Genomic DNA, 22980 nt, shown 5'->3' on the forward strand with positions numbered 1-22980 from the left:
CGGCGTGACGGTTTTCCAACCGCCTCGCCCGCTGCTGTGGCCTCTTCGATAATCCCAGGCGCTGACCATGACCTCGACGTTGACGCTCCATACGCCGCACTACACGGACTATCCGGAGCTGGTACGCGTCTGGGAAGCCTCCGTCCGAGCCACCCACGATTTCCTGCCGGAGCACTACATCGTGCTGTTGCGCGAGCAGGTCCTGAACCGCTACCTGGACGCTGTGATGCTGACTTGCTGCCGTGATGGCGCAGGCCGCATCCTCGGTTTCGCCGGCGTGTCCAAGGGCCATGTCGACATGCTGTTCGTCGCACCGGAGTCCCGCGGTCAAGGCGTCGGCAAGAAATTGCTGCGCCACGCCATCGAGGTGCTCGGCGCCGAGCGTCTGGATGTCAACGAGCAGAATACGCAAGCTTTGGCTTTCTACCTGCACGAAGGCTTCGAGGTGACGGGACGCTCGGACACCGACGGGCTGGGTCAGCCGTATCCGCTGCTGCACATGCAACTGCGGGCGATCGCCGGGTAGGACCGGGCCTTGAACATCGCATGAAAGGGTCCGGCTCGCGCAGATTGCCCGCCGCAGTCCAGCAGGGACGGGTACAATGAGCACCTTTTCCTGCCCTGCGAATACCTGCTCATGTCCGAACCCGTCCGCCTGTCAAAACGCCTCATCGAACAGCTCGGCTGCTCCCGCCGCGAGGCCGAACTGTATATCGAGGGAGGCTGGGTCACCGTCGACGGCGTGGTCATCGAGCAACCGCAGTTCAAGGTCGAGTCGCAACAGGTGGCGTTGCTGCCTGGCGCACGTGCCGAGAGCCTGGAACCGGTGACACTGCTGCTCAACCAACCCGCTGGGATGGACAGTGAAACGGCCCGCAGCAGCCTGAATATGGCCACACTCAGCGAAGCCCATCGCGAGGGTGTGCGGCCACTGCATGGTCATTTCGCCCGCCTCAACTGCCTGGCCCCGCTGGAGCGCGGTGCCAGCGGCCTGCAGGTCTTCACCCAGGACTGGCGGGTGACCCGCAAGGTGGAAGCCGACCTGCGTCGCCTCGAGCAGGAATACATCATCGAGGTGCGCGGCCAGGCGACCCCACAGGCCCTGGAGCGGCTGGCGCGAGGCGCCACACGCAACGACCGTGAGCTGCCTCGTGCCAAGGCCAGTTGGCAGAACGAAACCCACTTGCGCCTGGCCATCAAGCACCCACAACCTGGGCAGATTTCCGAACTATGTGCCTACCTGCGCCTGGAGATGCTCAGCCTGCGTCGCATCCGGCTCGGCGGTGTGTCGATGGGCAAGCTGGCACTTGGGCAATGGCGCTACCTGGCTGGCAGCGAACGTTTCTAAGCAATACCGCCGCCCTTCTGGGTGGCCCTGAAAAGGATTCGACTCACATGATCCACAACGATGTCCTGCGCAGCCTGCGCTACATGCTCAAGCTGAACGACGCCAAGATGGCCGAGATCATCGCCCTGTCCGGCCTCGAAGTGAACCCGGTGGTGCTGGCTGGCTATATCAAGAAAGAAGACGAGGCCGGTTTCGTGCGCTGCCCGGAGCGGGTCATGGCGCATTTTCTCGACGGCCTGGTGATTCACCGTCGCGGCAAGGACGACACCCGTGCGCCGCAGCCGGTGGAGTTGCCGGTGACCAACAACACCGTCCTGAAAAAACTGCGAGTGGCCTTCGAACTGAAGGAAGACGATCTGCACGTCATTCTCAAGTCGGTCGATTTCCCCGTATCCAAGCCCGAGCTCAGTGCCCTGTTCCGTAAAGTCGGCCACGACAACTACCGCGCCTGCGGCGACCAGTTGCTGCGCAACTTCCTCAAGGGTCTGACCCTTCGCGTGCGTGGCTGAGACGACCATGCAACACAGCGTCTCGCCAGTCGGCATCGTTCGCTCCTGCTTCAAGGAAAAGTTCGCCATTCCCCGTCAGCCGCGCCTGGCGCCTGCGGCTCGCGGCGTGCTGGAACTGCTGCCACCGTTCGATCAAGGCGAAGCGGTGCAGGGCCTGGAGCAGGTCAGCCATGTCTGGCTGCTGTTCCTGTTCCACCAGGCCTTGGAAGACACACCACGCTTGAAAGTGCGTCCTCCACGCCTGGGCGGTAACAAAAGCATGGGGGTGTTTGCCACCCGCGCAACCCACCGACCCAACGGCATCGGTCAGTCAGTCGTGCGTCTTGACGGCATAGCGCCCGGGCGGCTGCTGCTGTCAGGGATCGATTTGCTGGACGGCACGCCGGTGCTCGACATCAAGCCCTACGTGCCTTATGCCGACTGTATCGAGGATGCACGCAACCAGATGGCCAGCGATGCGCCACAGGCGATCGCTGTTCAGTGGGGCGAAAGTGCTTTGTCCCAGGCGCGCGAGCACGCTCTGCGTTTGGCAGAACCGTTGGTTGAGCTCATCGAGCAATGCCTGGCACAGGATCCACGTCCGGCTTACCAGGTGCCATCGCCGGAGCGCGTGTATGGTGTGAAGTTCTGGGATGTACAGGTGCGGTGGCATTATCCGCACCCAGCGCTGATCAAGGTGCTGGAAGTTGTAAGCGAAGGCTGAATGCTGCCTTCGCCACCGGCCCTGCCGCGGGTGAACCCAGTGCGATAGAAACTTGCAGGCATAAAAAAACGCAGACTGGGTCTGCGTTTTTTTTGCTGGACTCGCCTTACTTCTCGACGAAGGCCCGCTCGATCAGGTAATCACCTGGCTCGCGCATGCGCGGGGAGATCTTCAAGCCAAAGCTATCCAGCACTTCGCTGGTCTCATCGAGCATGCTCGGGCTACCGCAGATCATCGCACGGTCATCCTGCGGGTTGATCGGCGGCAGACCGATGTCGGTGAACAGCTTGCCGCTGCGCATCAGATCGGTCAGTCGGCCCTGATTCTCGAACGGTTCACGGGTCACAGTGGGGTAGTAAATCAGCTTTTCCCTAACCGCCTCACCAAAGAACTCGTTCTGCGGCAGGTGCTCGGTGATGAACTCGCGGTACGCGACTTCATTCACGTAGCGTACGCCGTGAACCAGGATGACCTTCTCGAAGCGCTCATAGGTTTCAGGATCCTGAATCACGCTCATGAACGGCGCCAGGCCGGTGCCGGTGCTCAGCAGATAGAGGTGCTTGCCCGGATTCAGGTCATCCAGCACCAAGGTGCCGGTGGGCTTCTTGCTGATGATGATCTCGTCGCCTTCCTTCAAATGCTGCAGTTGGGAGGTCAGTGGACCATCAGGCACCTTGATGCTGAAGAACTCGAGATGCTCTTCCCAGTTGGGCGAGGCGATCGAGTAGGCACGCATGAGCGGACGGCCGCCTTCCTGCTGTAGGCCGATCATCACGAACTGACCGTTCTCGAAGCGCAGGCCCGGGTCGCGGGTGCACTTGAAGCTGAACAGGGTGTCGTTCCAGTGGTGCACACTGAGGACACGTTCGTGGTTCATGTTGCTCATCGAGTGGGGCTCCTGAAGAAAAACGCAGCGCGCACGGGCGCACAATTGCGCGATAGTTTAGGGGCAGCGAGAATATCTGTTAACTTAATTATCAAGATAAGTGTTATCGGTTATATAGATATGCGATTCACGCTTCGTCAACTTCAGGTCTTCGTCGCCGTCGCCCAGCATCAGAGCGTGTCGCGGGCTGCTCATCTGCTGGCGCTGTCGCAGTCGGCCGCGAGTACCTCGATCACTGAGTTGGAACGCCAATCCAGTTGCCAGTTGTTCGATCGCGCCGGCAAGCGCCTGAGTCTCAATGCCCTGGGACACCAACTGCTGCCGCAAGCCGTGGCGTTGCTCGACCAGGCCAAGGAGATCGAAGACCTGCTCAATGGCAAGTCTGGCTTCGGCTCGCTGGCGGTCGGCGCAACCCTCACCATCGGCAACTACCTGGCGACCCTGCTGATTGGCAGCTTCATGCAGGTGCACCCGGAAAGCCAGGTTAAGCTGCACGTGCAAAATACCGCGCACATTGTGCACCAGGTGGCGCACTACGAAATTGACCTGGGTCTGATCGAAGGCGACTGTAGCCATCCTGACCTAGAGGTGCAGCCCTGGGTCGAAGACGAATTGGTGGTGTTCTGCGCGCCCCAGCATCCAATGGCGAAAACCGGCCGGGCCGACATCGCGGCGCTCTCCCAGGAAGCCTGGATCTTGCGCGAGCAAGGCTCGGGCACGCGTCTGACCTTCGATCAGGCCATGCGCCATCACCGTGCCAACCTGAACATTCGCCTGGAACTCGAACACACCGAGGCGATCAAGCGCGCCGTGGAATCGGGCCTTGGCATCGGCTGCATTTCCCGACTGGCCCTGCGCGATGCCTTTCGGCGCGGCAGCCTGGTGGCGGTGGAAACACCGGAGCTGGATCTACTGCGGCAGTTCTATTTCATCTGGCACAAACAGAAGTACCAGACCTCGGCCATGCGCGAGTTTCTCGAACTGTGCCGCAATTTCACGGCCGGCGTGCGACGTAGCGATGAGATCGTGCTACCGGCCATCGCCTGAGCTCTAGCCGAGCAGGATCACACCCCAGACCAGCGCAACCATGCTCAGCGCCACCAATTGCGCCGCGCTGCCCATGTCCTTGGCGTTCTTCGACAAGGGATGGCGCTCCAGCGAGATGCGATCGATGGCAGCCTCGACTGCCGAGTTGAGCAATTCGACGATCAGCCCCAACAAGCACACGGCAATGAGAATGGCGCGCTCGCCCCGGCTGACCGGCAACCAGAAGGCCGCGGGAATCAACAGCACATTGAGCAGTACCAGTTGGCGAAAGGCCGCCTCGCCCTTGAAAGCGGCGCGCAGGCCGTCCAGGGAGTAGCCAGCTGCATTGAAGATACGTTTCAGGCCGGTCTGGCCCTTGAATGGCGACATGAAGGTCCACCTGAGAAAAGCCGGCAGGCTAGTGCAGGCCGGGTCAAAAAAGCGTGAAGCCGCTCGCGTCAGTGCGTCGATACCGATTCAAGTTGTTGCAGCAGCAGCGCAGCCTGCGTCCGGGTGCGCACACCCAACTTGCGGAAGATGGCCGTGACGTGGGCCTTGATGGTGGCCTCGGAAACGTTCAGTTCATAGGCGATCTGCTTGTTCAGCAAGCCTTCGCAGACCATGGTCAGCACCCGGAACTGCTGCGGCGTAAGGCTGGCGAGCCCCTCGCTGGCAGCCTTGGCCTCGGCCGAAACATCGACTTTGTCGAACGCCTGGGGCGGCCACCACACCTCGCCGTCCAGTACCTTCTGCACCGCATCTTGAATGGTTTCCAAGGGGCTGGACTTGGGAATGAAGCCGCTGGCACCGAATTCACGGGACTTGACCACCACCGCCGCTTCTTCCTGTGCGGACACCATCACCACCGGAATCTGCGGATACTGCCCACGCAGCAGGACAAGCCCGGAAAAACCGTAGGCGCCCGGCATGTTCAAATCGAGCAAGACCAGGTCCCAGTCGGCTTTTTCAGTGAGACGGGTTTCCAGCTCGGCGATGCTGGCGACTTCCACCAAGCGCACCTGTGGCCCGAGACCGAGGGTCACGGCCTGGCGCAACGCGCTGCGAAACAGCGGGTGGTCATCGGCAATCAGGATTTCGTATGTAGCCATCGATCCAGGGGTCCTGTTCTGTGTCGAGCACGGCAACGGCGACTTCGTGGCCGAATCGGCGCCAAGGATGCCGAGCACCGTGCAGAGGGTCAAGCCAATTACCCAGCGGTTTGGCGCCTGCGGCCGTCCTGACAGGCCGTCCTCACAGGCCGTCCTCACAGTATGAACCTGTCCGGCCGGCCTGCACCTTGGACTATAGGAAGGTATGCAAGCGCCGATGCGCCTCATCGTCGGGGTCCAGTGCCAAGTGCCGTTTGCCACTCAGGTAATGAAGGCTGAATACATCGAGGTAGGCGTCCAGCGCTTGAGAGGCGCGTTGATCGCCGGCCAGATCCAGGCACATGGCGGCCACTTCGGCAGTACAGAAATGATCATCGCGCTTGGAACGGCGCAGGCGATAGCGCGACATCTGCTCGGCCTCCAGACTCAAGACCGGAAAGCGGTCGAGGTAAGGGCTCTTGCGAAACATCTTGCGCGCCTCGGTCCAGGTGGCGTCGAGCAGGATGAACAACGGCCGTTTGCCGGGATCGCATGCCACCTCGTTGACCACGCGCTGCGGCTCGACGAACTCGCCGGGAAATACGATATAGGGCTGCCAATGGGGATGCTCGAGCAGTGCCAGCAGACGCGGATCCACATCTGTGCGCTGCCAGCCAAAGGCCCAGGTGTCCTGGATCAGGTCGGCGATCAGCCAACCTGTGTTGGTCGGTTTCAGCGGTTCGGTATCATGCATCACCAGGCACATACCCGCACGCGCATCGACACGGGGCTTCCAGGCGCACAGGCAATGGCTGGCAATTACTCGACAGTCCGGGCAGCGCTCGGCGCGCGAACCACGGGCGATAAAGGGTTTATTGCTGCGAGCCAGACGCTCGGCGCGCAGACGCGCGACTGCGTGACTCATGGCTGCAAGCCTGCAGCGGAGATCGGGACGAACACGGAGGCGACTCGACGGGAACAAAGGCCGCAGTTTACCAGAGCGCATACAGGATTGGCGTGCAGACCCCTGCCGCCCGCGCCTATAATCGACCCCTCGCGGCGCCCGACGCTCAGACCCGGTCAGTTCATGGAACGCCGCCCCTCTGCACCTGTCCAAGCGCCAGTCACCGAACCAGGAGAGATTCATGCTGCGTCTTATCGTCCCGACCCTGAGCCTGATGCTCGCCCTGCCGCTGGCAGCCCAGGCGGCGTCCAAGCAGGACTACGAGCTGGAGCAGATGCTGCAGAAGGTTGCCAAGGAGAGCAGTGTCGGCACACCTCGCGCCATCAATGAGGACATCCTCGACCAGGGCTACACCGTGGAGAAGGGCAAGGCGCTGGTCAATCATCTGAGTGTGCGTGCTCAACATGCTGCGCGCATGCAGCAGAATCCTGAGCAGGTTCGCGACCAACTGGGCCAGAGCGTGTGCCACAACACCGGTTACCGTCAGTTGATGACCAAAGGCGCGGTGATGGTGTACCGCTTCACGGTGTACAAGACCAATCAGCCGGTCATGGATCAGGCGTTCGATTCCGCCAGCTGCCAGGCCGGCAACAAGAAGAAGTAACTCGACACTCGTCGGTTCCCCGCGCGCCGTTGAGGTTCATCGGCGCGCAAATTCATGCCCTCCCCATCTTGCCCTCCCATCACTCCATCTGTTCGCGCTGAGTCCCTCAATCGGCGAGACTGTCGCCTAGCGGCTAGATTGAAAATCAACGTCGGCCGCAACCTTGCTGACCGAGCGAGCGGGCCACGGTTCGCGCGCAGGGTACAAACCCAATGCAATACTCCGCCTGTACACTCCAGCGTCAGCCATTATTGACACATGCAGCGTTGTGATCGGGACATGAGGTCATCCGGTCGAAGGTTTTGCTGCACAAGGAGACGTTGAATGCCCTATTCATCCAATGAGCAGTTATCCGAGTACTTCAGCGGACAAGGCCTCGACCTGAGCGCCGTCGACGGGCTGCTCCAGCAAGCGGCGCCGGACAGCCCCAACCTGCCACTCTATCGCGACATGATGCTGACCATCCTGCGCATGGCCTGTGATGATGCCGACCGCTGGAACGCCAAGATCACGCTACAGGCGCTGCGTGAACTGGAGCATTCATTCCGAATACTGGAGCGCTACAAAGGGCGACGCAAAGTCACCGTATTCGGCTCCGCGCGCACGCCCCAGGAACATCCTATGTATTCCCTCGCGCGTGAGCTCGGTGCCACGCTGGCGCGTTCGGAGCTCATGGTCATCACAGGCGCCGGGGGCGGCATCATGGCTGCGGCCCATGAAGGCGCAGGGGCTGAAAACAGTCTGGGTTTCAATATCAGGTTGCCGTTCGAGCAACATGCCAATGCGACAGTGGACGGCACGGACAAGCTGCTGCCCTTTCACTTCTTCTTCATCCGCAAACTGTTCTTCGTCAAAGAGGCCGATGCCTTGGTGCTCTGCCCTGGCGGATTCGGCACCCTCGATGAAGCACTCGAAGTACTGACGTTGATCCAGACCGGTAAAAGCCCCTTGGTGCCGGTGGTCTTGCTGGACTCGCACGATGGCAGCTTCTGGCAGGAAGCGCTGGGCTTCATCAGCCGTCAGTTGGAAGAGAACCGCTACATTCTGCCGCGAGACCTGAAACTGGTACGCCTGGTACACAGCGCCGAAGAGGCCGTGCAGGAGATCAATCAGTTCTACAGCAACTACCACTCAAGCCGCTGGCTGAAGAGCCAGTTCGTGCTGCGCATACAGCATCCCTTGAGCGAGGCAGCACTAAACGAGGTTCGGGATACATTTGCTGACTTGTGTCTGAGCGCAAGCTTCGAGCAAATGCCCGCTAGCAGTGCGGAACACGAGGATGATCGTTACAGTCACTTGGCCCGCCTGACCTTCGCCTTCACAGGACGAGATCAAGGCCGCTTACGAGAACTGGTGGATTTCATCAACCTGCCGGAAAACTGGTCTGAGTCCATGCCAAAGCATGCGACTGAACCCAATCAGGGAGCCTTGAAGAGTGGCTGAATGAAAAACGGCCGTAGGGCTGACCTGACAAGCACCTGTCAGGTCAGCCCTACGGCCGTCAGTCATCAAGATCGCGCCCGCTAAGCAGCCGACCGATCATGTCCAGAGAAAAACCTCGGTACGCCAAAAAACGTGTTTGCTGCGCCCTGCTGCGTGGGTCTTGAGGGCGCTCGCCGCTGAATTTCCGTTGCCAAACGTCGCGCAATCGAGCTGCCCAGTCGACGCCGCTATCATGCAGCGCTTGCTCCACATCACCCCGGTCCAACCCACGCTGGCCCAGTTCCTCACGAATTCGCGAGGGACCGTAGCCAGCATTGGACCGATAATTGATGAAGCTTTCCAGATAGCGGGCCTCACTCAAGAGCCCTTCTTCAGCGAGCCGATCAAGGGCAGGCTCGATCAGCTCATCTGTAGCGCCACGCTTGCGCAGCTTGCGTGTCAACTCAACCCGACCATGTTCGCGGCGGGCGAGTAGATCCATGGCAGTGCGCCGAACGGCGACAGGCGTGTCGAGTACGACGGACATTGGCGCTCAACCGTGTGGATCAGTAACCGGCGTCTGCATCGGCTACGTCGCTGGCATCTGCCTGGGCGGCTGCAGTCTTGCCCGCAGCAGCTACCGCGCCAGCATTGAGCAGCTTGTCGCGAATCTGCTTCTCGATTTCAGCACCGATGGCTGGGTTTTCTTGCAAGTATTTGGCAGCATTGGCCTTGCCCTGACCGATCTTGTTGCCTTGGTAGCTGTACCAGGCACCGGATTTTTCGACCAAGCCTTGAGAAACGCCCAGGTCGATGATCTCACCATTACGGTAGATACCCTTGCCGTACAGAATCTGGAACTCGGCCTGACGGAACGGTGGCGAGACCTTGTTCTTGACCACTTTGACGCGGGTCTCGCTACCGACCACTTCGTCGCCTTCCTTCACCGCGCCGGTGCGGCGGATGTCGAGACGTACGGAGGCGTAGAACTTCAGCGCGTTACCACCGGTGGTGGTTTCCGGGCTACCGAACATCACGCCGATCTTCATACGGATCTGGTTGATGAAGATGACCAGGCAGTTGGCGTTCTTGATGTTACCGGTGATCTTGCGCAGCGCCTGGGACATCAAACGGGCCTGCAGGCCGACGTGCATGTCACCCATCTCGCCTTCGATTTCAGCCTTGGGCACCAGGGCCGCCACGGAGTCGACGATGATCACGTCAACGGCGTTGGAGCGCACCAGCATGTCGGTGATTTCCAGGGCCTGCTCGCCAGTGTCTGGCTGGGAAACCAGCAGATCGTCGACGTTAACGCCCAGCTTGCCAGCGTACTCGGGATCAAGGGCGTGCTCGGCATCGACGAAGGCGCAGGTGGCACCACTTCTCTGAGCTTCGGCAATGACCGACAGCGTCAGTGTGGTCTTACCCGAGGACTCCGGACCGTAGATCTCGACGATCCGGCCCTTTGGCAGGCCGCCAATGCCGAGGGCGATGTCCAGCCCCAGGGAGCCGGTGGAAATGGCGGGAATCGCTTGGCGCTCGTGGTCGCCCATGCGCATGACTGCGCCCTTGCCGAATTGGCGTTCGATTTGACCCAGGGCCGCAGCCAAGGCGCGCTTCTTGTTGTCGTCCATTGAAATCCTCACGTGTTCGACTTGGCCCTGATGGCCGGGAATACCTGTATAAGTAGCCAGTATTATTCCACAGGGAATTCTTTCCGCCTACCCCCGTCCAGCGATTTACTCCCCGCCAAGCTGTAACAAGCCGTCTAACGCGGCCAGTACCGTTTGCCGCCGCACCGCTTCGCGGTCGCCGTCGAACTGGCGGCGCTCGCTGACGACGCGCGCGCCATCGGCCCAAGCCAGCCATACGGTACCCACAGGCTTGAGCGGCGAGCCCCCGCCCGGTCCTGCAATACCACTGACGGCCACGGCGAAACGTGCACCGCTAGCGGCCTGCGCGCCACGCACCATGGCCTCGACCACTTCCTGGCTGACCGCACCGACCTGCTCGAACAGCAGCGGCGGCACGCCAAGCTGGCGCGTTTTCTGAGCATTGGAGTAGGTCACATATCCGGCTTCGAACCAGGCCGAACTGCCGGACACGCGGGTAATGGCCTCGGCGATGCCACCGCCGGTGCAGGATTCGGCGGTGCTCACCTGTGCCTCGAGACGGCTCAGGTGCTCGCCCAGGCGTGCAGAAAGAACGGTGATGGGGTCCATGACAGGCTCCTGGGTGACAGCGCACTACCCTACCACCCTCGCCCGCCCAGGCAAGTGTTCAAGGTGCCAGCGCGCGAATGTAGGCCTGACAGGCACGCAGGGCGATCAGTCCGCGGTCGCCGTCGTCGGTGATGGCGATAATTCGTCGAGCATGCGCCGGGTCAAGTCGGGCGCGTACGGCGCCATGATCCACGCCGCCGGCGCCGGTGGCGGCGGGCACTGGGGTGCAGGCGGTGTCGCGCTCGACCAGGACCGACAGGCGCAGATCGGCAGTAGCAAGGCGGTCACGCAGGCGAGCTTGATGGCGTTGGGCATCGGTCAATTCCTGGAAATGTCTGGATTCACTGTCGCTCAGGCGGGCCTCGAGCCCCAGGCGCTGTTCCTGCTCGCGACGCAGTTGGGCATGCAGCACCTCGGCCTGCTCGACCCGCTGCTGCGCCTGCAACTGCTCGGACTCGGCCAGCAATCGCTCGCAGCGCCAGCCCTGCACCTGCCAGGCCAAGGTGGCCGCCGCCAGCATCAGCACGGCGCACACGGCACCCTGCCAGCGGCTCAGCACAGCACCTCCCGGGCACGGGCCCAGAGCTTGAGGCGCTCGTCGAGGCCGTTCAGGCCGCCGTTGATATGTCGGGTAATGCGGTTGAACTCACCCTGGTCAGCCAGGGCATTGAGCCCTCGCGACTGCCAGAACCACGCCGCTGATTCGCAGGCCCAGCGTGGTTGCTCGAGCAGTTGCGGTTGCGCCAGCAGGCGCTCGTCGCCGAACAGCGCACGACTGCAGGCCTGGTAGTTGTTGCGCCCGGTCACCTGGATCAGACCTCGGCCACGGTACAGCTGACCGTCGCCATCGGCCTGTGGCGTATTACCCAGGCGCTGCGCCAGCGCACCGGTGTCGTAACGCGCCAAATAGGCATCACTGCCCAACTCCCTGACGTAGCGCAGTTGCCCTGACTCATGGCCGATCTGAGCCAGGAAGGCGGCCATACGCTTGGGATGATCGATCTGCCAGTGAGCCATGGCGGCGTTGAGCGGATCGATGAACAGACCGGCACGTTGGCCGGCCAGGGGAAAAATCTGAGTGAGTTGCATCTCGGTGAGCATGCGCCACCTCCGTATCACGAAAAAAGCCCAGGCAATGCCTGGGCGGTTTCAGAGAGTGATTGAAGGCGTCGGGTCAGATGCCCAGCGAGGCCATTTCCAACGGCGAGCGATAGGTCGCCGCTGCCTGCGCGATGCAGGCGCGGGCCTGAAGGTTGGCCTGGCTCAGATCATCGATGAGATCGGCAATCCGTTGCGCTTCCTTGAGCATCCACATCCGAGAGTACACGGCGGCGGCGACGCCGCCGACAACGACGATCAAGTTGGAGAAGAGCTCGGCCAGCCGTTGCGAACAAAGGCTGATCTGCTCGACGGTGGTACGCACCACTTCCACCACCTCCTCGTTGTAGTCGAGGCTATTGGCCACGCTGGCCCCCCAAATGCTGGTGACCAGCGCCTTGCAGTCCTGAATTTCCTGTGCGGTGAGCGACATGATGACATTCTCCATTGCTATCAGTGGGATCGGCGGACATCTCCGCCAAGTGATCGCTCGAAGGCGAAGGCTCGAAGCACGAGGCTTTCACATGATTCAAGGTGCGGCAGCGACCGCATTTGATCTGGAGCTCGGAAGCGGGGGTGATGCGCGCCAGCAGCTTCTTGCACTGGCCGCAGCGAAAGTCGACGAACATCGGCGGCTCCTTTGCGGATGGATTGGACCGGCTCACGCCTTGAGCGAGCCGGCGTTGCGGGGTCGCTGGCCTTTGCTTGCAGCCTTGCCGGTCTTGCCACCATTGCACTGCACGGTGGTGCGCCAGCCCGACGGGGTGAACACCTGCTCGACCGAATCGATCAGGTACTGGCCATCGAGGCCGTCGACGAAACCGCTGATATCGAGGCTGCGCTCGACGAACAGGTCGGTGCGCCCTGGCATGTCCAGACGCACATGGGCCGTGTCGCGGTTGAAGCTGGCCAGGTGCGCACGCGCGGCCTGCTCGGCAGCGGCGCGGTTGGGGTACAGATGACGGTCCATGTGCACCGGCCGGGCGCTGCCCGAAGTGTTGTCGTTAACCAACTCGACCACCTCGCGGGCGCCGCTGGCCGGACTCTGATGGCAGGTGCGCACCGCCTTGCGCGAAGCCTTGTCGTCCAGGCGAAACTGCCACTGGCTGACCTCGCTGCGCTTGAGCGTCACCACCCCCAACGCCTGGCCGCTGGCGCTCTGGCCGCCTTGGCGCGGCAGCACCAGCAACTGGCCGTTGGCAAGCTTGGCGGTGCTGTCGTACTGGCGAGCCAGTCGGGTAATGAAGTTGAAGTCCGACTCGCGAAACTGATCGACCCGCGGTACCACCCGCGTGACTGGGCAGATGGCCTGCCAGCCGTTGCGCGCACCGATCTCGGCGACGATGCGCTGCAACGAGACATTCTCCCAACTGCCACTGCGAATGGTCCTGCCACTGCCGCACAGGTCGCTGGCCTTGCCGCGAATGACGAGGGTGTCCGGTGGACCGGACAGCTCCACCTCATCGACCGTGAAGCGGCCGAGCAAGGTTAGCGGCTGACCGGCATAACCCAGGTGCACCTCCAGCACCGCGCCACGTGACGGCAGGGCCAAGGCGCCATCACGCGCGTCGATGCGCAATTCGAAGTCGTCGGAGTCCAGCCCCGGCTTGTCGGTGGTACGCAGCGACAGTAGACGGTCGTTGATCAGCGCGGTGATGTCCTGGCCGTCGGCGCGGATGCTGAAGACGGGTCTCATGATTCAGGTCTCCATTGCGAAAAAAACAGGGGCACTCAGTCCCAAAGCTGCACGGCGCTGGCCATGGAGGTCGGTAGGTCCGGCAGCAGGATGACCACCTCGGCAGGCAGCGGTTGGGGGACGTCCGCCAGTCCTTGATTGGCCTGCAGCACGGCTTCCACCGTGCCCTGCAGATGGCCGTAATAGTGCTGGCAGAGGGTGTCGAGCAGATCGCCGTCAGACGTTTTGCAGATCTTCGCCATAGCGTGTGAACTCCAGTGAGAAACCCTGTTTGCGTGGAATGCCACCGGCCAGCAGGTTGCTCTGGTCTTCGTCGATGCTGGTCAGGCACCAGTTGCCGAGCACCTCGCCGTAACCGGTGGTCAGGCTCAACGGCAGCAATTGCCGACCGATGCTGCGCAGGGTCTGCAACTGACCCAGGCCACCTTTGAAGGAAGGAAAAATCGCCCCCCGAATGCTGATGGTTTCCTCGCCTTGGGCGACGGCCTGCTGGGCGCTGTCACGACTCAAACGCTCCTGCGCAGCCCAGCGGAAACAGGTCTGTCGGCGCAGTTGGTCGAACGCGGCGGTGTCGAGGTTGAAGTAGTAAGGCGCTGCATTGGGCTTGAGTGGCTGCAGCACCAATAGATGAGGAAAGGGTTTGACCGCCTCGGCGGCCGGGGTGGTAAGCGGCGCGAAACCGAACGCGGCCAGTACCCCGCGGCCGACGGCGCGAACGTCGCCGACCACTTTGCGGATCGCCGCCCCCGCCTTGCCCAAGTGCTCTGAGAAGGTGTCGATGCGTGCCTGGACCTTGCGCACCTCATCGACCGTCTTGTCATAGCGGGCGATCACTTTGTTCACTCGCCCGTGCGCCGAGTCGAGGGCGCGCATCGTGCGCTGCAGGCGCTTGCCAATCGCCGGCCCGACCCAAGGCAAGGCTTCGAGTTCGCTTGCCGCCTGCTTGACGTGGTCCACCGCCTGATCCATCGGATCGAGCATGGCACCGGCACGCCGGCGACCCTCCTCGCCCGCCTTGACCAGGGCGTGCAGTGCACCTTGCAACTGCTCCAGGTAGGTCATGAATGTCGCTCCCGTTCAAAAGCCTCGCAGAGGATCCGCCAAGCGGGCCTCCTCGGCCCTTTGCCGTTTCTCCAGCACGCTGCGCACGGCCGCTTCCAGGTCCAGCGTCAACTGGTCGTGGTCAACGGCCGGGCCTTGCACCGTGATGGGGATGTGGGTGGTGAAATTGAGTGGCTGACTGACCACGGCCTGCGCAGTCGCATTGACGGCGACGGGCGGCGGCGACACGTCTTCGGGCAGCCTGCTGCTGGTTGCGGGCACGGTGACCTGCGCCGCCGGTCGTTGCAGACTCACCGGCAGCGGGAAGCGAACCGGTACTGGCGCGATGCCTGGCAGGATCGACATGCCGGGCAGGGTCGGTGGCCATGTCGGGTTGCCCACTGCGCTGGAAGACGATTCGGCAGGTCGCTGATCGCGCGTGGGATTCGGCGCCTGGCGAGGCGCGTGGGAAGACGGCTTGTCGACGACACGTCCCAGCGAAACGACAGGTTTTACTCGGACCGGCGTTGGCTCTGACGACACGCCGGCTTTGACCATTCCACCCTTTGCTGCCGCCTCAGAGGCCTGCGCCTCAATCTTCGGTAGCCCCACCGTAGAAGCCGGCCTTGACGGTTTCTGACGGGGTTGGACGGGCCGGGGCTTGGTGCCTGCCGCCGCGTGACCGGGAATCTGAATGTCGAGTGGTGGCAAGGGTGCGATGCCAGGGACGAGCGAAGGGCTGGGGATCTTGGGTGACCACAGCGGTCCGTCGGGCATGACGATCGACTGGGCGCGCTGTTCGGTGGTGCTGGCCATCACGGGTTCAGGACCCTCGGTCACACGCACAGAGCCGTCCTGCGGTTGTAGCGAAATCGCTTGTGGCGGTGACGCCGCTGGCTCGTCAGCGCCTTTTGCAGCTTCTGCCTCGGATGAAAAGAACGTCGCGCCAATGTAGCCACCGATGGCCGAACCGAGTTGGTCGCCGAGAAAATTACCAATCATGACGCCCATCGGTGCGGCTTGAGGCAAGCCCATCCAGGTGAGCGCCGCCCCTGCTCCGGCGCCCAACAACACACCGCCCACTGCACCACCATAACCGGCACCGCGCTCCTCGGCCGTTTTGGCGGTCGCGGCGGTGTACGCCCACTTGGCAGCCCCTTCAACGGCCAGCCAGGTCACAGGATTGTAAGCCAGCCCCTTGCTCAGTGCGGAAGTGAGTGAGGGCAGCGGCCCACGCCAGAGACGTTGCTTGGCCGACTCCCAGAGCGCTGCGCCGCTGGCGACAATGCCAGTCGTGGCGACCGCATCCTTGATGGTGTGCATCATCTTCGAGTACGGATCGATCTGCGGCGGGGCAGCCTCGACCTGTGGCGAAGAATCGATGTTGCTTGCTCCCACGGCGGGCGTAGCCATCAGTGCTTTGCCGATGACCGGCCCTGCTTTGTCGGCGGCCATGCTGAGACCGATACCGCCTACCTCCGACGCTACCTTGCCAGCAGTCCGCTTGAACAGGAACGCGCCTGCCGCCTTGCCTAGCAGCCCTGCCAAAGGCGCTCCGAACGCGCTGATATAGCCGGCAACCTGTTGCTCGGGCGTCTTGGCATTCAAGGTAGTGAAAGTACCCTTCAATGCGATGTCCAGAGCCGTACCGGATCGTGCACCTATGGCTTCCTCAAGCGCCCTGTGTACACGGGAGGGCTCGACTGCGGCAGTCCGGGGTGACTGCGCAACTGCGGCTGCGGACTTCACCGGGCGCGATGCGCTTCGCTTGGTCCGCTTAGCCCTGTTTCGCGATCTGGAGGGCCGGACTCTTGGCTCAGGTTCAGCGGTAACCACGGTCGGCGCAAGAACAACGGCGCCCTTTGGTACCGCCCCCTCGACGCCTGAATTGACGTTAGCAACCGAGGCAGTCGGGCTGCCCATTCCAGGGACACTGGGCTGCGCTTTGCCGTCCGGGAAGGACGCAGCAGCATAAGGTGCACCGAGGCCGGCAAACGCCGGCCTGTAGCCCCCCTGCGCAGCGGTTGATGCGGGTCCAGACGCGTGGGTGTCCCCCATCGCGCTCCAAGGGGGATGCCACTGCCCCGCAACCGGGTATGCCTGCACAGGCGCATAATCGTAAGACGCCCAGTGATCAGCAAACCTGGCGCGGTAGGCCTCGAACGCATTCGGGGAGGCCGAACGGGATGCGTAGGCCTCCCCCAGAACAATCTCTGGTTGTTTCGCCATGCAGTATTCCTCTCAATCCGACAGCCACCAGGCCATGTCGCTGAACGACATGGCCATGATTTCGCTTGCGGAAAAGTTCAGCTCCTTGGCCAGCCGCCTGGCGGCGGCCTTCTGCCGGGCAGGGTCAAACCGCGTCGTCCTGCACCAGGCGAAAGTACCCGGCCTGCAAGCGGCCGTAGTCCTTCAGCGTCAGGCCTTCGAGGTCCTTGATGCCGACTTCGGCCAACGACGCGAACAGGTTCAGTTCGCGCTGCTCGTCATCCTTGGCACCGCCAGCCTGGGCGTTACGCATGTCACGCACCGTCGGGGCGCGCAGCGACAGGCTGTCGACCTGCACGCCATTGGCCTCACTGGGACGCGACAGGCGCACGGTGACGCGCTCGGCGGTCAGGTGCAGCCAGGACGGCTGCGTAGTCTGCTCAGTCATCCGGCGCTCCTTACAGGCCCAGCGCAGCACGCTGCGCCGCCAGTTGATCGACGCCGTCGATGACCCGCTTCATGCCCAGGGCATCGATTTCGTAGACCAGGCGACCGTCGACCTCCAGCTTGTAGTAGGTCAGCGCGACGCTGTGCTTGATCTCGGCCTTGTCGCCGGACTTCCAGTCGCCCATGTCGATTTCCTTGAGCGAACCGCGCAGGGTGACGATGACCGGGTTGATCTGGCCCTTCAGGCCCTTGAAGGCACCGCGGAACGTGCCGTTGAACGCGGTGCCGTCGGCCAGGCCGAAGAACTTCAGCGACTCGCGGCGCACGCCGGTGGTGGTGAAGGCTGCCTCTTGCTTTTCCATGCCCTGGTCCATGTGGACCGGCATGTCCATGCCACCGGGACGGTGCTCTTCCATCTTCAGGGTGAGCTTGGGCAGGGTCAGGCTGGGGACATCGCCCTGGAAGCTCACACCGTCGACGAACAGGTTCAGGTTGGCCAGGGTTTCGGGAATCATTGCCATGTAGATGCGCTCCTTAAGCGGCGGTATCGAGGACTTCGGTCAGCCACTGGTTGGTGACTTCGACGCGGAAATTGGGGTTTTCGGCAGGCGGGACGTCGGTGAAGCGGATGTTCCAGTACACCTTGCCCTGCTCCAGCTGGCCGGCGGTGTTCAGCTCCGGGTCGGCGAAGACCTCGAAGTTGATGATCGCGCCCTGGTTCTTCAGGTCGCGCATGAAGGCCTGCAGGCCCTCGGTGACGTCCTTGACGTAGGTGGCGGTGATGGAGCGGTCGACGGCCCATTTGTGGCCGTAGAGGATCGCGTCCATGACGATGTCCAGGGTGCGCACGCGGGTGACGAAGGCCCACTTCGGATCACTGGACAGGGTGCGGTTGCCCCACAGACGGAAGCCGTCGTCGCGGATGATGGTGGCGATGTTGGCGTTGTTCAGCAGGTTGGCGCGGCAGCTGTCATCGCCATCGAGGAACTCCACCGGACGGGTGGTGCCGGTGATGCCGACCAGCTCCTTGTTCGACGGCGAGGCCCAGAAGCCGTACTCGCGGTCGGTCCAGGCGAACAGGCCCGCGACCCACGCCGAGCTCGGCGCATCGACGGTGGCTTCGGCAGCGGTGTCGAAGTAGCGCACGCCTGGGTCGACCAGGAAGGCACGCTTGGCACCGAAGTTCTTGGCGTAGGCCACGGCCGCTTCATCGGTGGTCGCCGGACCGTCGATGATGGCGATGCCACGCAGCTTGTCGGCCAAGGCCACCAGCGCGGTACCGACCGCCTGGGTGGCGCTGTGCTTGGGGGCGACCAGCAAACGAGGCTGGGCGTTGAACCGGCTCTTGCCGTCGAGCAGGGCCTGCAGGCCAGTACGCTTGCCATCGGCCAGCACGCTGCCGATGACGGCGGCGGTCTGTTCGGCCGAGTCGTCGAGCTTGGCCACGCCACAGGCGACGATCACCGCCTTGGCGCGGCTGTAGATGGCGCGGCAGGCCTTGGTGATCGCCGCATCGGCGCCGAAGGCGGCGACCGCTTCGCGTTCGCTGGTGATGAGCACCAGGTCGTTGGCCTTGGCCGAGACGCCGGCCCCTTCGGTGAAGGTGTCGACCAGGCCGATGATCGAGGACGACGGCAGGGCAATGTTGCGGGCGCCGGTGTCGACGTTGGTGACGGTGACGCCGTGGAAGAATCCACTCATAGAACTAATCTCCAGATAAGAGAAAGCCCCGCATGCGGGGCCCTAGTGGTACAGCAGGAAAGAAAACGCCCCGGCAGTGCGGGGCGTTCATTCGGTTTGCGAGGCCAGCCAGGCGACCAGCGCTTGATCATTGGGGCTGTTTGGCCATTCGTCGTCAGCCGGAACGCTGACGTTGATGTCCAGACGCCCTAGTTTTACGCGATAGACTTTCCACGCTTTGAGCGCGTCGGTTTCGCTGTCGGTGGCCATACCCAGATCCACGGCATCCTGCAGCGTGTTGATGCGTGAAGTGGCGTACTGGCTGGCCAGCGATTGCTTGAGGTAGGCACTGCGTCGAGCCGCCTCGGCCATAGCGGCCTCATCCGGCACCCACTGCTCGCCCTCCCAGGTGTCGAACGCCGTTGTCGGCGCCTGCAGGGTGTAGCCCTGGGGCAGATCGCCCAAGGCCTGCCATTGTTGGGGCTCACCGGTGCCGGTGCTGTACACCGTGGCGCCGCGATGGTCAGCGACGCGCTCCCAGCCGGTGCCGTCGCGATTGATCAGGGCAGCGAAGCCCGCTTCGAACACTGGCGCCTCGAGTCGGTAGCTGCAGGCCGGTAGTACCCAGACGCCCGGCTCCAGCGGACTGGGGTCCGCCTCGCCGAGGCCGACGTACTCGCCGGTATCACGGTGCACATTGCAGACCTTGGGGGCTTCGACACCCGCCAACTGCCACCAGGGCAAAGTCTTGGCAGGGCCGGACGAATCCGATTGCGCCGCCAGCTCGTCGTGCTCCTGCGGTGCTTGCGGCGCCTGCTGGCCGCTTACTTCGTCACTCATACATCACCTCAATACTTGATACAGGCCAGGTAGGCCCGGTTAGCCATGCGCGTCTCATTGCCACCGGTGCTGCTGATGCTGAGGGTGTGTGCATGCGCACCACTGACTGAGGACGTCATCGTTTGAATGCCGTCGCTCAGCTGATCACCCAACACAGCGTTCCCACCCTCCTCCACGAAGCCCGAACCGATCCGCTCACGGATGAACTGCGTGGTGTGCTGGTGCGCACCGGCGCTGTTGGTGGTGCCCGTGTGGGTATGCGCCTGGTTCTGCCCCGCCTGGGTCGAGAACAATGCCCGTCCCGCATCGGCCGCGTTGAGGCCATCGGTCCACGCGCGATCGATCAGTTCCCGGTCGTCCGGCACATTGAAGGTGGTCGAGCCGTCGCCGGCGCCGAAGCTGGTCCCGATCACCGCGAACAGGTCGGCATAGGCGGTGCGCGAGTAGGCTGCTCCGTTACGCTTGAGCCAGCCCGCAGGCGGCGCGCTGCGCGCAAAAAATGCGACCTGGCCGGGCGGCGCCGCTGTCGCGATGGCCGCAGCATCTGCCGCTTTCATCGCGTCGACCGTTGGCGTCTCGGCCAACTTCCCCCGACTGGACACGAACCAGCCGGTGCTGGTGTTGTTGACCATCTCGACATACTCACCGCTTTGCAGCACCAGTGTGGTCAGTGCAACGCCGGCCGCGATGGTGCCGCTGGCGGTAGTGATCGAGAGCGTGCCGCCGCTTGGATTGCGAAACGCGTATGTCGTACCGGAGGGTGCATCGGCCGGCGCCGGCAGGGTGACGGTCAGGTTGTTCGCATTGGCCTGATACAGCCGCCCCGACTGCGCAGCGCTCAAGGTCATGCTGGAGCTGAGCCCCAGTACCGGTCCTGAGAAACTCCGCTTGGCCTGCTCGACATACTCAGTGTTGGCCACGCTCTTGGAGGCATCGTTGGCTTTCTGCGTCGGCACGCTCGGCTTGCCGCTGAACACCGGATCTTTCAGCGGGGCGTAGATGTCCTGGACGTACTCGACCGTGGCCGCTTCCTTGAGCTTGCCGCGGGCGCTCACGAACCACTCTGTTGCCGAAGACGTGAACTCTGCCCACTCATAGGCCCGTAGCGTCATCTTCGCGGCGGCGACCCCCTCTTCGACAATCGCCCCTGCCGAGACGGCCAGGGTTTGAGTGCTGACGCGAGGGTTACGCAACGTCACGACGGAACCGTCTGGCACGCTCGCCGAGGACGGTAACGTAGCCGTGAGGGCGTCGGCGTTGAACTGGAACAATGCGCCCAAATGGGTCGAGGTGTTCAGCGTGATGTTGGCTGAAATACCAACGGCCGCCTGCGTACGGAAACTGCGCGAGTTGTTGTTGATCGCACCGAGCACACCGTCCAGTGACGGGAGCTCTTTCCATGCACGCCAAGCCCCGGAAGACTTGGTGCGGTACATCAACTTGTCGACCGAAGCAGCCGCATAGATCTGCAGCGCCGCAGAGTTGCCGTTCCAAGGGCATTGCAGCAGGAAACCGTTGCTCTGAAACGGCAGGTTGGTCGTCTGGCTGGAGCTGACGAAGAAGAAGCCACTGGTGGCTTGTGCATTACAGTCGCCACACAACGGCGCGACTTGAGTGCCCAACCCGACGGCCGCCAGTGCATCGGCCACGGTTTTTCCGATTTCGTCGAGGATGCCGCGTTGATTGACCACGTAGCTGCTACGCGAGGCCTGCAGTTCGAGCCATTCGCCGGGTTGCATGGTCATCGACGATGCGCCGCTGTTGCGCTCGAACAATTGGCTGATCGCAGTAGTGATGGTGACGACACCAGGGCTGACGTTGCGGATGACGAACGTGCCACCCGCCCCGGCCTCTTCTGCGCTGGGCAGCGTGATGGTCACCGGCGCCGTGACGTTGAAGGCATAACCAGTCTGCGTACCTTGGAGCGTGATGTTCGCTCCGACCTGCATAACGTTGCCGGTATAGTTGCGCTTGTAGGTATTCACCGCCTGGAACAGCGCGGCCATGGTGGCCAACCTGTCGGTATTGTTACCGAGCGGCTGGGTGGGCGCCGTGGGCGTGCCGGTGAAGGCCGGGCTGTCTTTCCTGGCGAGCTCCACTGGATCGCGCCAGGTCCCGTCCTGATTGCTGGCACGCCCCAGGAACCGATCCGTGTAGGGGATGTTGCCGATCTCGAAGCCCTTGTTGCCAGCGAACACCATGCGCTGCACGAACGCGAAGTCGCCGTAGGGCGAAATGGCCGGCGGGTAGTAGTAGTTACCCGCCGGTAACTTCGCCACGTCTGCAACCGAGCCGGGCAAGCCTTTGCCAGGCTCCGTAGAGCCGAGCCCGAAGTAGGCCAAGATGGAGCGCGCGGCCGACATCGTCGCCAAACCATTGGAGACGTCTGTGGCACCGAGCGTCGGCGCGGTGGGCGATCCGCTGAACGACGGCGAGTCGATCTGCGCCACTTCCTTCAACTTCCCGCGCCCTACCACGAACCACGCACTGCCGGAGGAAGCCAGTTCCGCCCACTCGAAGGGTTTCAATGCAAGCGACCCGCTGGTGCTACCGCCGTCCACAATCGAGCCGGATGACGCCACCACGATGGTCTGCGTCGCGGTCGCCGATGGGTTGCGCAACATCACCGACGCCCCATTGCCTACGTCAGCCAGTGCCGGCAAGGTCAGGGTCAAGGCACCGGAATTGAACTGTACGGCGTTGCCCATCTGCGCCGCGGTCAACGTGGTGTTGGTGCTCAGTCCGATCACGGCCGTCTTGAACTGTCGAGACGAAGCCGCGATAGCAGTTGCCAGAGCGCTCATGTTGGCGACTTGCAGACCCGTGCTACTCGCCGAGGGCGTGGGCGCTTCCGGTGCGCCGGTGAACTTGGGCGACAGCAGCGGGGCCTTCTTCGCCAACTCGTTGACCATGCTCGTGGCAAAGTTCGGGTCGTTGCCAATGGCAGCGGCCAGCTCTTTGAGGGTGTCCAGAGCACCAGGCGCGGAATCGACCAGTCCGTTCACAGCACTGGTGACTGCATCGAGAATGGCTTTGGCAATTTCGCTACGGTTATAGGTTTCCGATTTGGTATAGACGTCGGTCAGCCCATAACCGCTGGCCGTCGTGGGATTGGTGGCCGCGACCACACGCCCGTACTTGTCCACTTGTACGCTGCGGTAGGTACCCACCGCGATGCCGGTGCGGCCAAACGCCATA

At 62.8% G+C, this 22980-nt stretch carries 26 protein-coding genes and 1 pseudogene; 7 read left to right on the top strand and 20 right to left on the bottom strand.

The features are described 5' to 3' along the window. The first annotated feature begins 67 nt into the window (after window positions 1–67). The 4 genes from Q6A47_RS06295 (at window position 68) to tsaA (ending at window position 2560) form a co-directional block, all read left to right on the top strand. The gene (locus tag Q6A47_RS06295; RefSeq protein WP_029613474.1) at window positions 68–526 is read left to right on the top strand and encodes a GNAT family N-acetyltransferase; all 459 of its coding nucleotides are present in this window, start codon (window positions 68–70) and stop codon (window positions 524–526) included. A 111-nt stretch (window positions 527–637) separates the two neighbouring features. Continuing rightward, window positions 638–1348 carry an rRNA pseudouridine synthase gene (locus tag Q6A47_RS06300; protein ID WP_039579511.1) on the top strand — a complete coding sequence of 237 codons (711 nt, stop codon included), beginning with the start codon at window positions 638–640 and terminating at the stop codon, window positions 1346–1348. 47 nt (window positions 1349–1395) lie between these two features. After that, window positions 1396–1857 carry a YehS family protein gene (locus Q6A47_RS06305; protein WP_029613473.1) on the top strand — a complete coding sequence of 154 codons (462 nt, stop codon included), beginning with the start codon at window positions 1396–1398 and terminating at the stop codon, window positions 1855–1857. Window positions 1858–1864: 7 nt separating this feature from the next. Continuing rightward, window positions 1865–2560, top strand: a complete 696-nt coding sequence (gene tsaA, locus Q6A47_RS06310) for a tRNA (N6-threonylcarbamoyladenosine(37)-N6)-methyltransferase TrmO (RefSeq protein ID WP_029613472.1) — start codon at window positions 1865–1867, stop codon at window positions 2558–2560. Between the two features lie 106 nt (window positions 2561–2666). On the opposite strand, the gene fpr is transcribed toward tsaA, so the two are convergent. Beyond that, window positions 2667–3446: a ferredoxin-NADP reductase gene (gene fpr, locus Q6A47_RS06315; RefSeq protein WP_029613471.1), complete on the bottom strand. Its 780-nt coding sequence runs from the start codon at window positions 3444–3446 to the stop codon at window positions 2667–2669. Window positions 3447–3566: 120 nt separating this feature from the next. On the opposite strand from fpr, the gene finR reads away from it, so the two are divergent. After that, entirely contained in the window at window positions 3567–4493 is a 927-nt protein-coding gene (gene finR, locus Q6A47_RS06320; protein WP_029613470.1) for a LysR family transcriptional regulator FinR, read from the top strand. 3 nt (window positions 4494–4496) lie between these two features. On the opposite strand, the gene Q6A47_RS06325 is transcribed toward finR, so the two are convergent. The 3 genes from Q6A47_RS06325 to Q6A47_RS06335 all read right to left on the bottom strand — a co-directional run bounded on the left by Q6A47_RS06325 (window position 4497) and on the right by Q6A47_RS06335 (window position 6485). Next, on the bottom strand, window positions 4497–4862 hold the full coding sequence (locus Q6A47_RS06325; RefSeq protein ID WP_295485820.1) for a diacylglycerol kinase: 366 nt from the start codon (window positions 4860–4862) through the stop codon (window positions 4497–4499). A gap of 68 nt (window positions 4863–4930) precedes the next feature. Continuing rightward, the gene (gene erdR, locus Q6A47_RS06330) at window positions 4931–5581 is read right to left on the bottom strand and encodes a response regulator transcription factor ErdR (RefSeq protein WP_029613468.1); all 651 of its coding nucleotides are present in this window, start codon (window positions 5579–5581) and stop codon (window positions 4931–4933) included. Between the two features lie 193 nt (window positions 5582–5774). Then, entirely contained in the window at window positions 5775–6485 is a 711-nt protein-coding gene (locus Q6A47_RS06335; RefSeq protein WP_029613467.1) for a tRNA-uridine aminocarboxypropyltransferase, read from the bottom strand. Between the two features lie 220 nt (window positions 6486–6705). On the opposite strand from Q6A47_RS06335, the gene Q6A47_RS06340 reads away from it, so the two are divergent. Both Q6A47_RS06340 and Q6A47_RS06345 read left to right on the top strand, forming a co-directional pair. Further along, window positions 6706–7128 carry a quorum-sensing-regulated virulence factor family protein gene (locus Q6A47_RS06340; protein WP_029613466.1) on the top strand — a complete coding sequence of 141 codons (423 nt, stop codon included), beginning with the start codon at window positions 6706–6708 and terminating at the stop codon, window positions 7126–7128. A gap of 324 nt (window positions 7129–7452) precedes the next feature. Next, complete coding sequence (locus Q6A47_RS06345) at window positions 7453–8571, top strand: LOG family protein (RefSeq protein WP_029613465.1); 1119 nt, start codon at window positions 7453–7455, stop codon at window positions 8569–8571. Window positions 8572–8629: 58 nt separating this feature from the next. Here Q6A47_RS06345 and recX read toward each other — a convergent pair whose 3' ends face one another. From recX to Q6A47_RS22945, 16 genes and pseudogenes are all read right to left on the bottom strand, one after another. Next, the gene (recX, locus tag Q6A47_RS06350; RefSeq protein WP_304483600.1) at window positions 8630–9097 is read right to left on the bottom strand and encodes a recombination regulator RecX; all 468 of its coding nucleotides are present in this window, start codon (window positions 9095–9097) and stop codon (window positions 8630–8632) included. 19 nt (window positions 9098–9116) lie between these two features. Then, entirely contained in the window at window positions 9117–10184 is a 1068-nt protein-coding gene (recA, locus tag Q6A47_RS06355) for a recombinase RecA (protein WP_039579520.1), read from the bottom strand. Between the two features lie 105 nt (window positions 10185–10289). Continuing rightward, on the bottom strand, window positions 10290–10772 hold the full coding sequence (locus Q6A47_RS06360; RefSeq protein WP_029613463.1) for a CinA family protein: 483 nt from the start codon (window positions 10770–10772) through the stop codon (window positions 10290–10292). A gap of 58 nt (window positions 10773–10830) precedes the next feature. Continuing rightward, on the bottom strand, window positions 10831–11292 hold the full coding sequence (locus Q6A47_RS06365; RefSeq protein WP_052192223.1) for a lysis system i-spanin subunit Rz: 462 nt from the start codon (window positions 11290–11292) through the stop codon (window positions 10831–10833). Window positions 11293–11324: 32 nt separating this feature from the next. Continuing rightward, window positions 11325–11873, bottom strand: a complete 549-nt coding sequence (locus Q6A47_RS06370) for a glycoside hydrolase family 19 protein (RefSeq protein ID WP_304483602.1) — start codon at window positions 11871–11873, stop codon at window positions 11325–11327. 73 nt (window positions 11874–11946) lie between these two features. Next, complete coding sequence (locus tag Q6A47_RS06375; protein WP_304483786.1) at window positions 11947–12303, bottom strand: hypothetical protein; 357 nt, start codon at window positions 12301–12303, stop codon at window positions 11947–11949. Window positions 12304–12355: 52 nt separating this feature from the next. Further along, a pseudogene (locus tag Q6A47_RS06380) lies at window positions 12356–12499 on the bottom strand (Com family DNA-binding transcriptional regulator); the annotation flags it as partial. 32 nt (window positions 12500–12531) lie between these two features. Then, window positions 12532–13566 (bottom strand): phage late control D family protein, encoded by a 1035-nt coding sequence (locus Q6A47_RS06385; protein WP_304483603.1) that lies wholly within the window; start codon window positions 13564–13566, stop codon window positions 12532–12534. A 35-nt stretch (window positions 13567–13601) separates the two neighbouring features. Then, window positions 13602–13808 (bottom strand): tail protein X, encoded by a 207-nt coding sequence (locus tag Q6A47_RS06390; protein ID WP_029613458.1) that lies wholly within the window; start codon window positions 13806–13808, stop codon window positions 13602–13604. Continuing rightward, complete coding sequence (locus Q6A47_RS06395) at window positions 13783–14628, bottom strand: phage tail protein (RefSeq protein WP_304483606.1); 846 nt, start codon at window positions 14626–14628, stop codon at window positions 13783–13785. Before Q6A47_RS06395 ends, Q6A47_RS06390 begins: the two co-directional genes overlap by 26 nt. A 15-nt stretch (window positions 14629–14643) precedes the next feature. Beyond that, entirely contained in the window at window positions 14644–16236 is a 1593-nt protein-coding gene (locus Q6A47_RS06400; RefSeq protein WP_304483607.1) for a hypothetical protein, read from the bottom strand. Between the two features lie 724 nt (window positions 16237–16960). Next, the gene (locus Q6A47_RS06405) at window positions 16961–17263 is read right to left on the bottom strand and encodes a phage tail assembly protein (RefSeq protein ID WP_039579535.1); all 303 of its coding nucleotides are present in this window, start codon (window positions 17261–17263) and stop codon (window positions 16961–16963) included. Window positions 17264–17273: 10 nt separating this feature from the next. Beyond that, window positions 17274–17783, bottom strand: a complete 510-nt coding sequence (locus Q6A47_RS06410; RefSeq protein ID WP_029613455.1) for a phage major tail tube protein — start codon at window positions 17781–17783, stop codon at window positions 17274–17276. Window positions 17784–17796: 13 nt separating this feature from the next. After that, a complete protein-coding gene (locus Q6A47_RS06415; protein ID WP_039579537.1) occupies window positions 17797–18963 on the bottom strand; it encodes a phage tail sheath subtilisin-like domain-containing protein in 1167 nt (388 codons plus the stop codon). 87 nt (window positions 18964–19050) lie between these two features. After that, entirely contained in the window at window positions 19051–19782 is a 732-nt protein-coding gene (locus Q6A47_RS06420) for a tail fiber assembly protein (RefSeq protein ID WP_304483611.1), read from the bottom strand. 8 nt (window positions 19783–19790) lie between these two features. After that, the gene (locus Q6A47_RS22945) at window positions 19791–22979 is read right to left on the bottom strand and encodes a tail fiber protein (protein WP_369811431.1); all 3189 of its coding nucleotides are present in this window, start codon (window positions 22977–22979) and stop codon (window positions 19791–19793) included. Window position 22980 lies beyond the last annotated feature (1 nt).

This window comes from Pseudomonas boreofloridensis (genome assembly GCF_030580795.1).
Taxonomy (GTDB): domain Bacteria; phylum Pseudomonadota; class Gammaproteobacteria; order Pseudomonadales; family Pseudomonadaceae; genus Aquipseudomonas; species Aquipseudomonas boreofloridensis.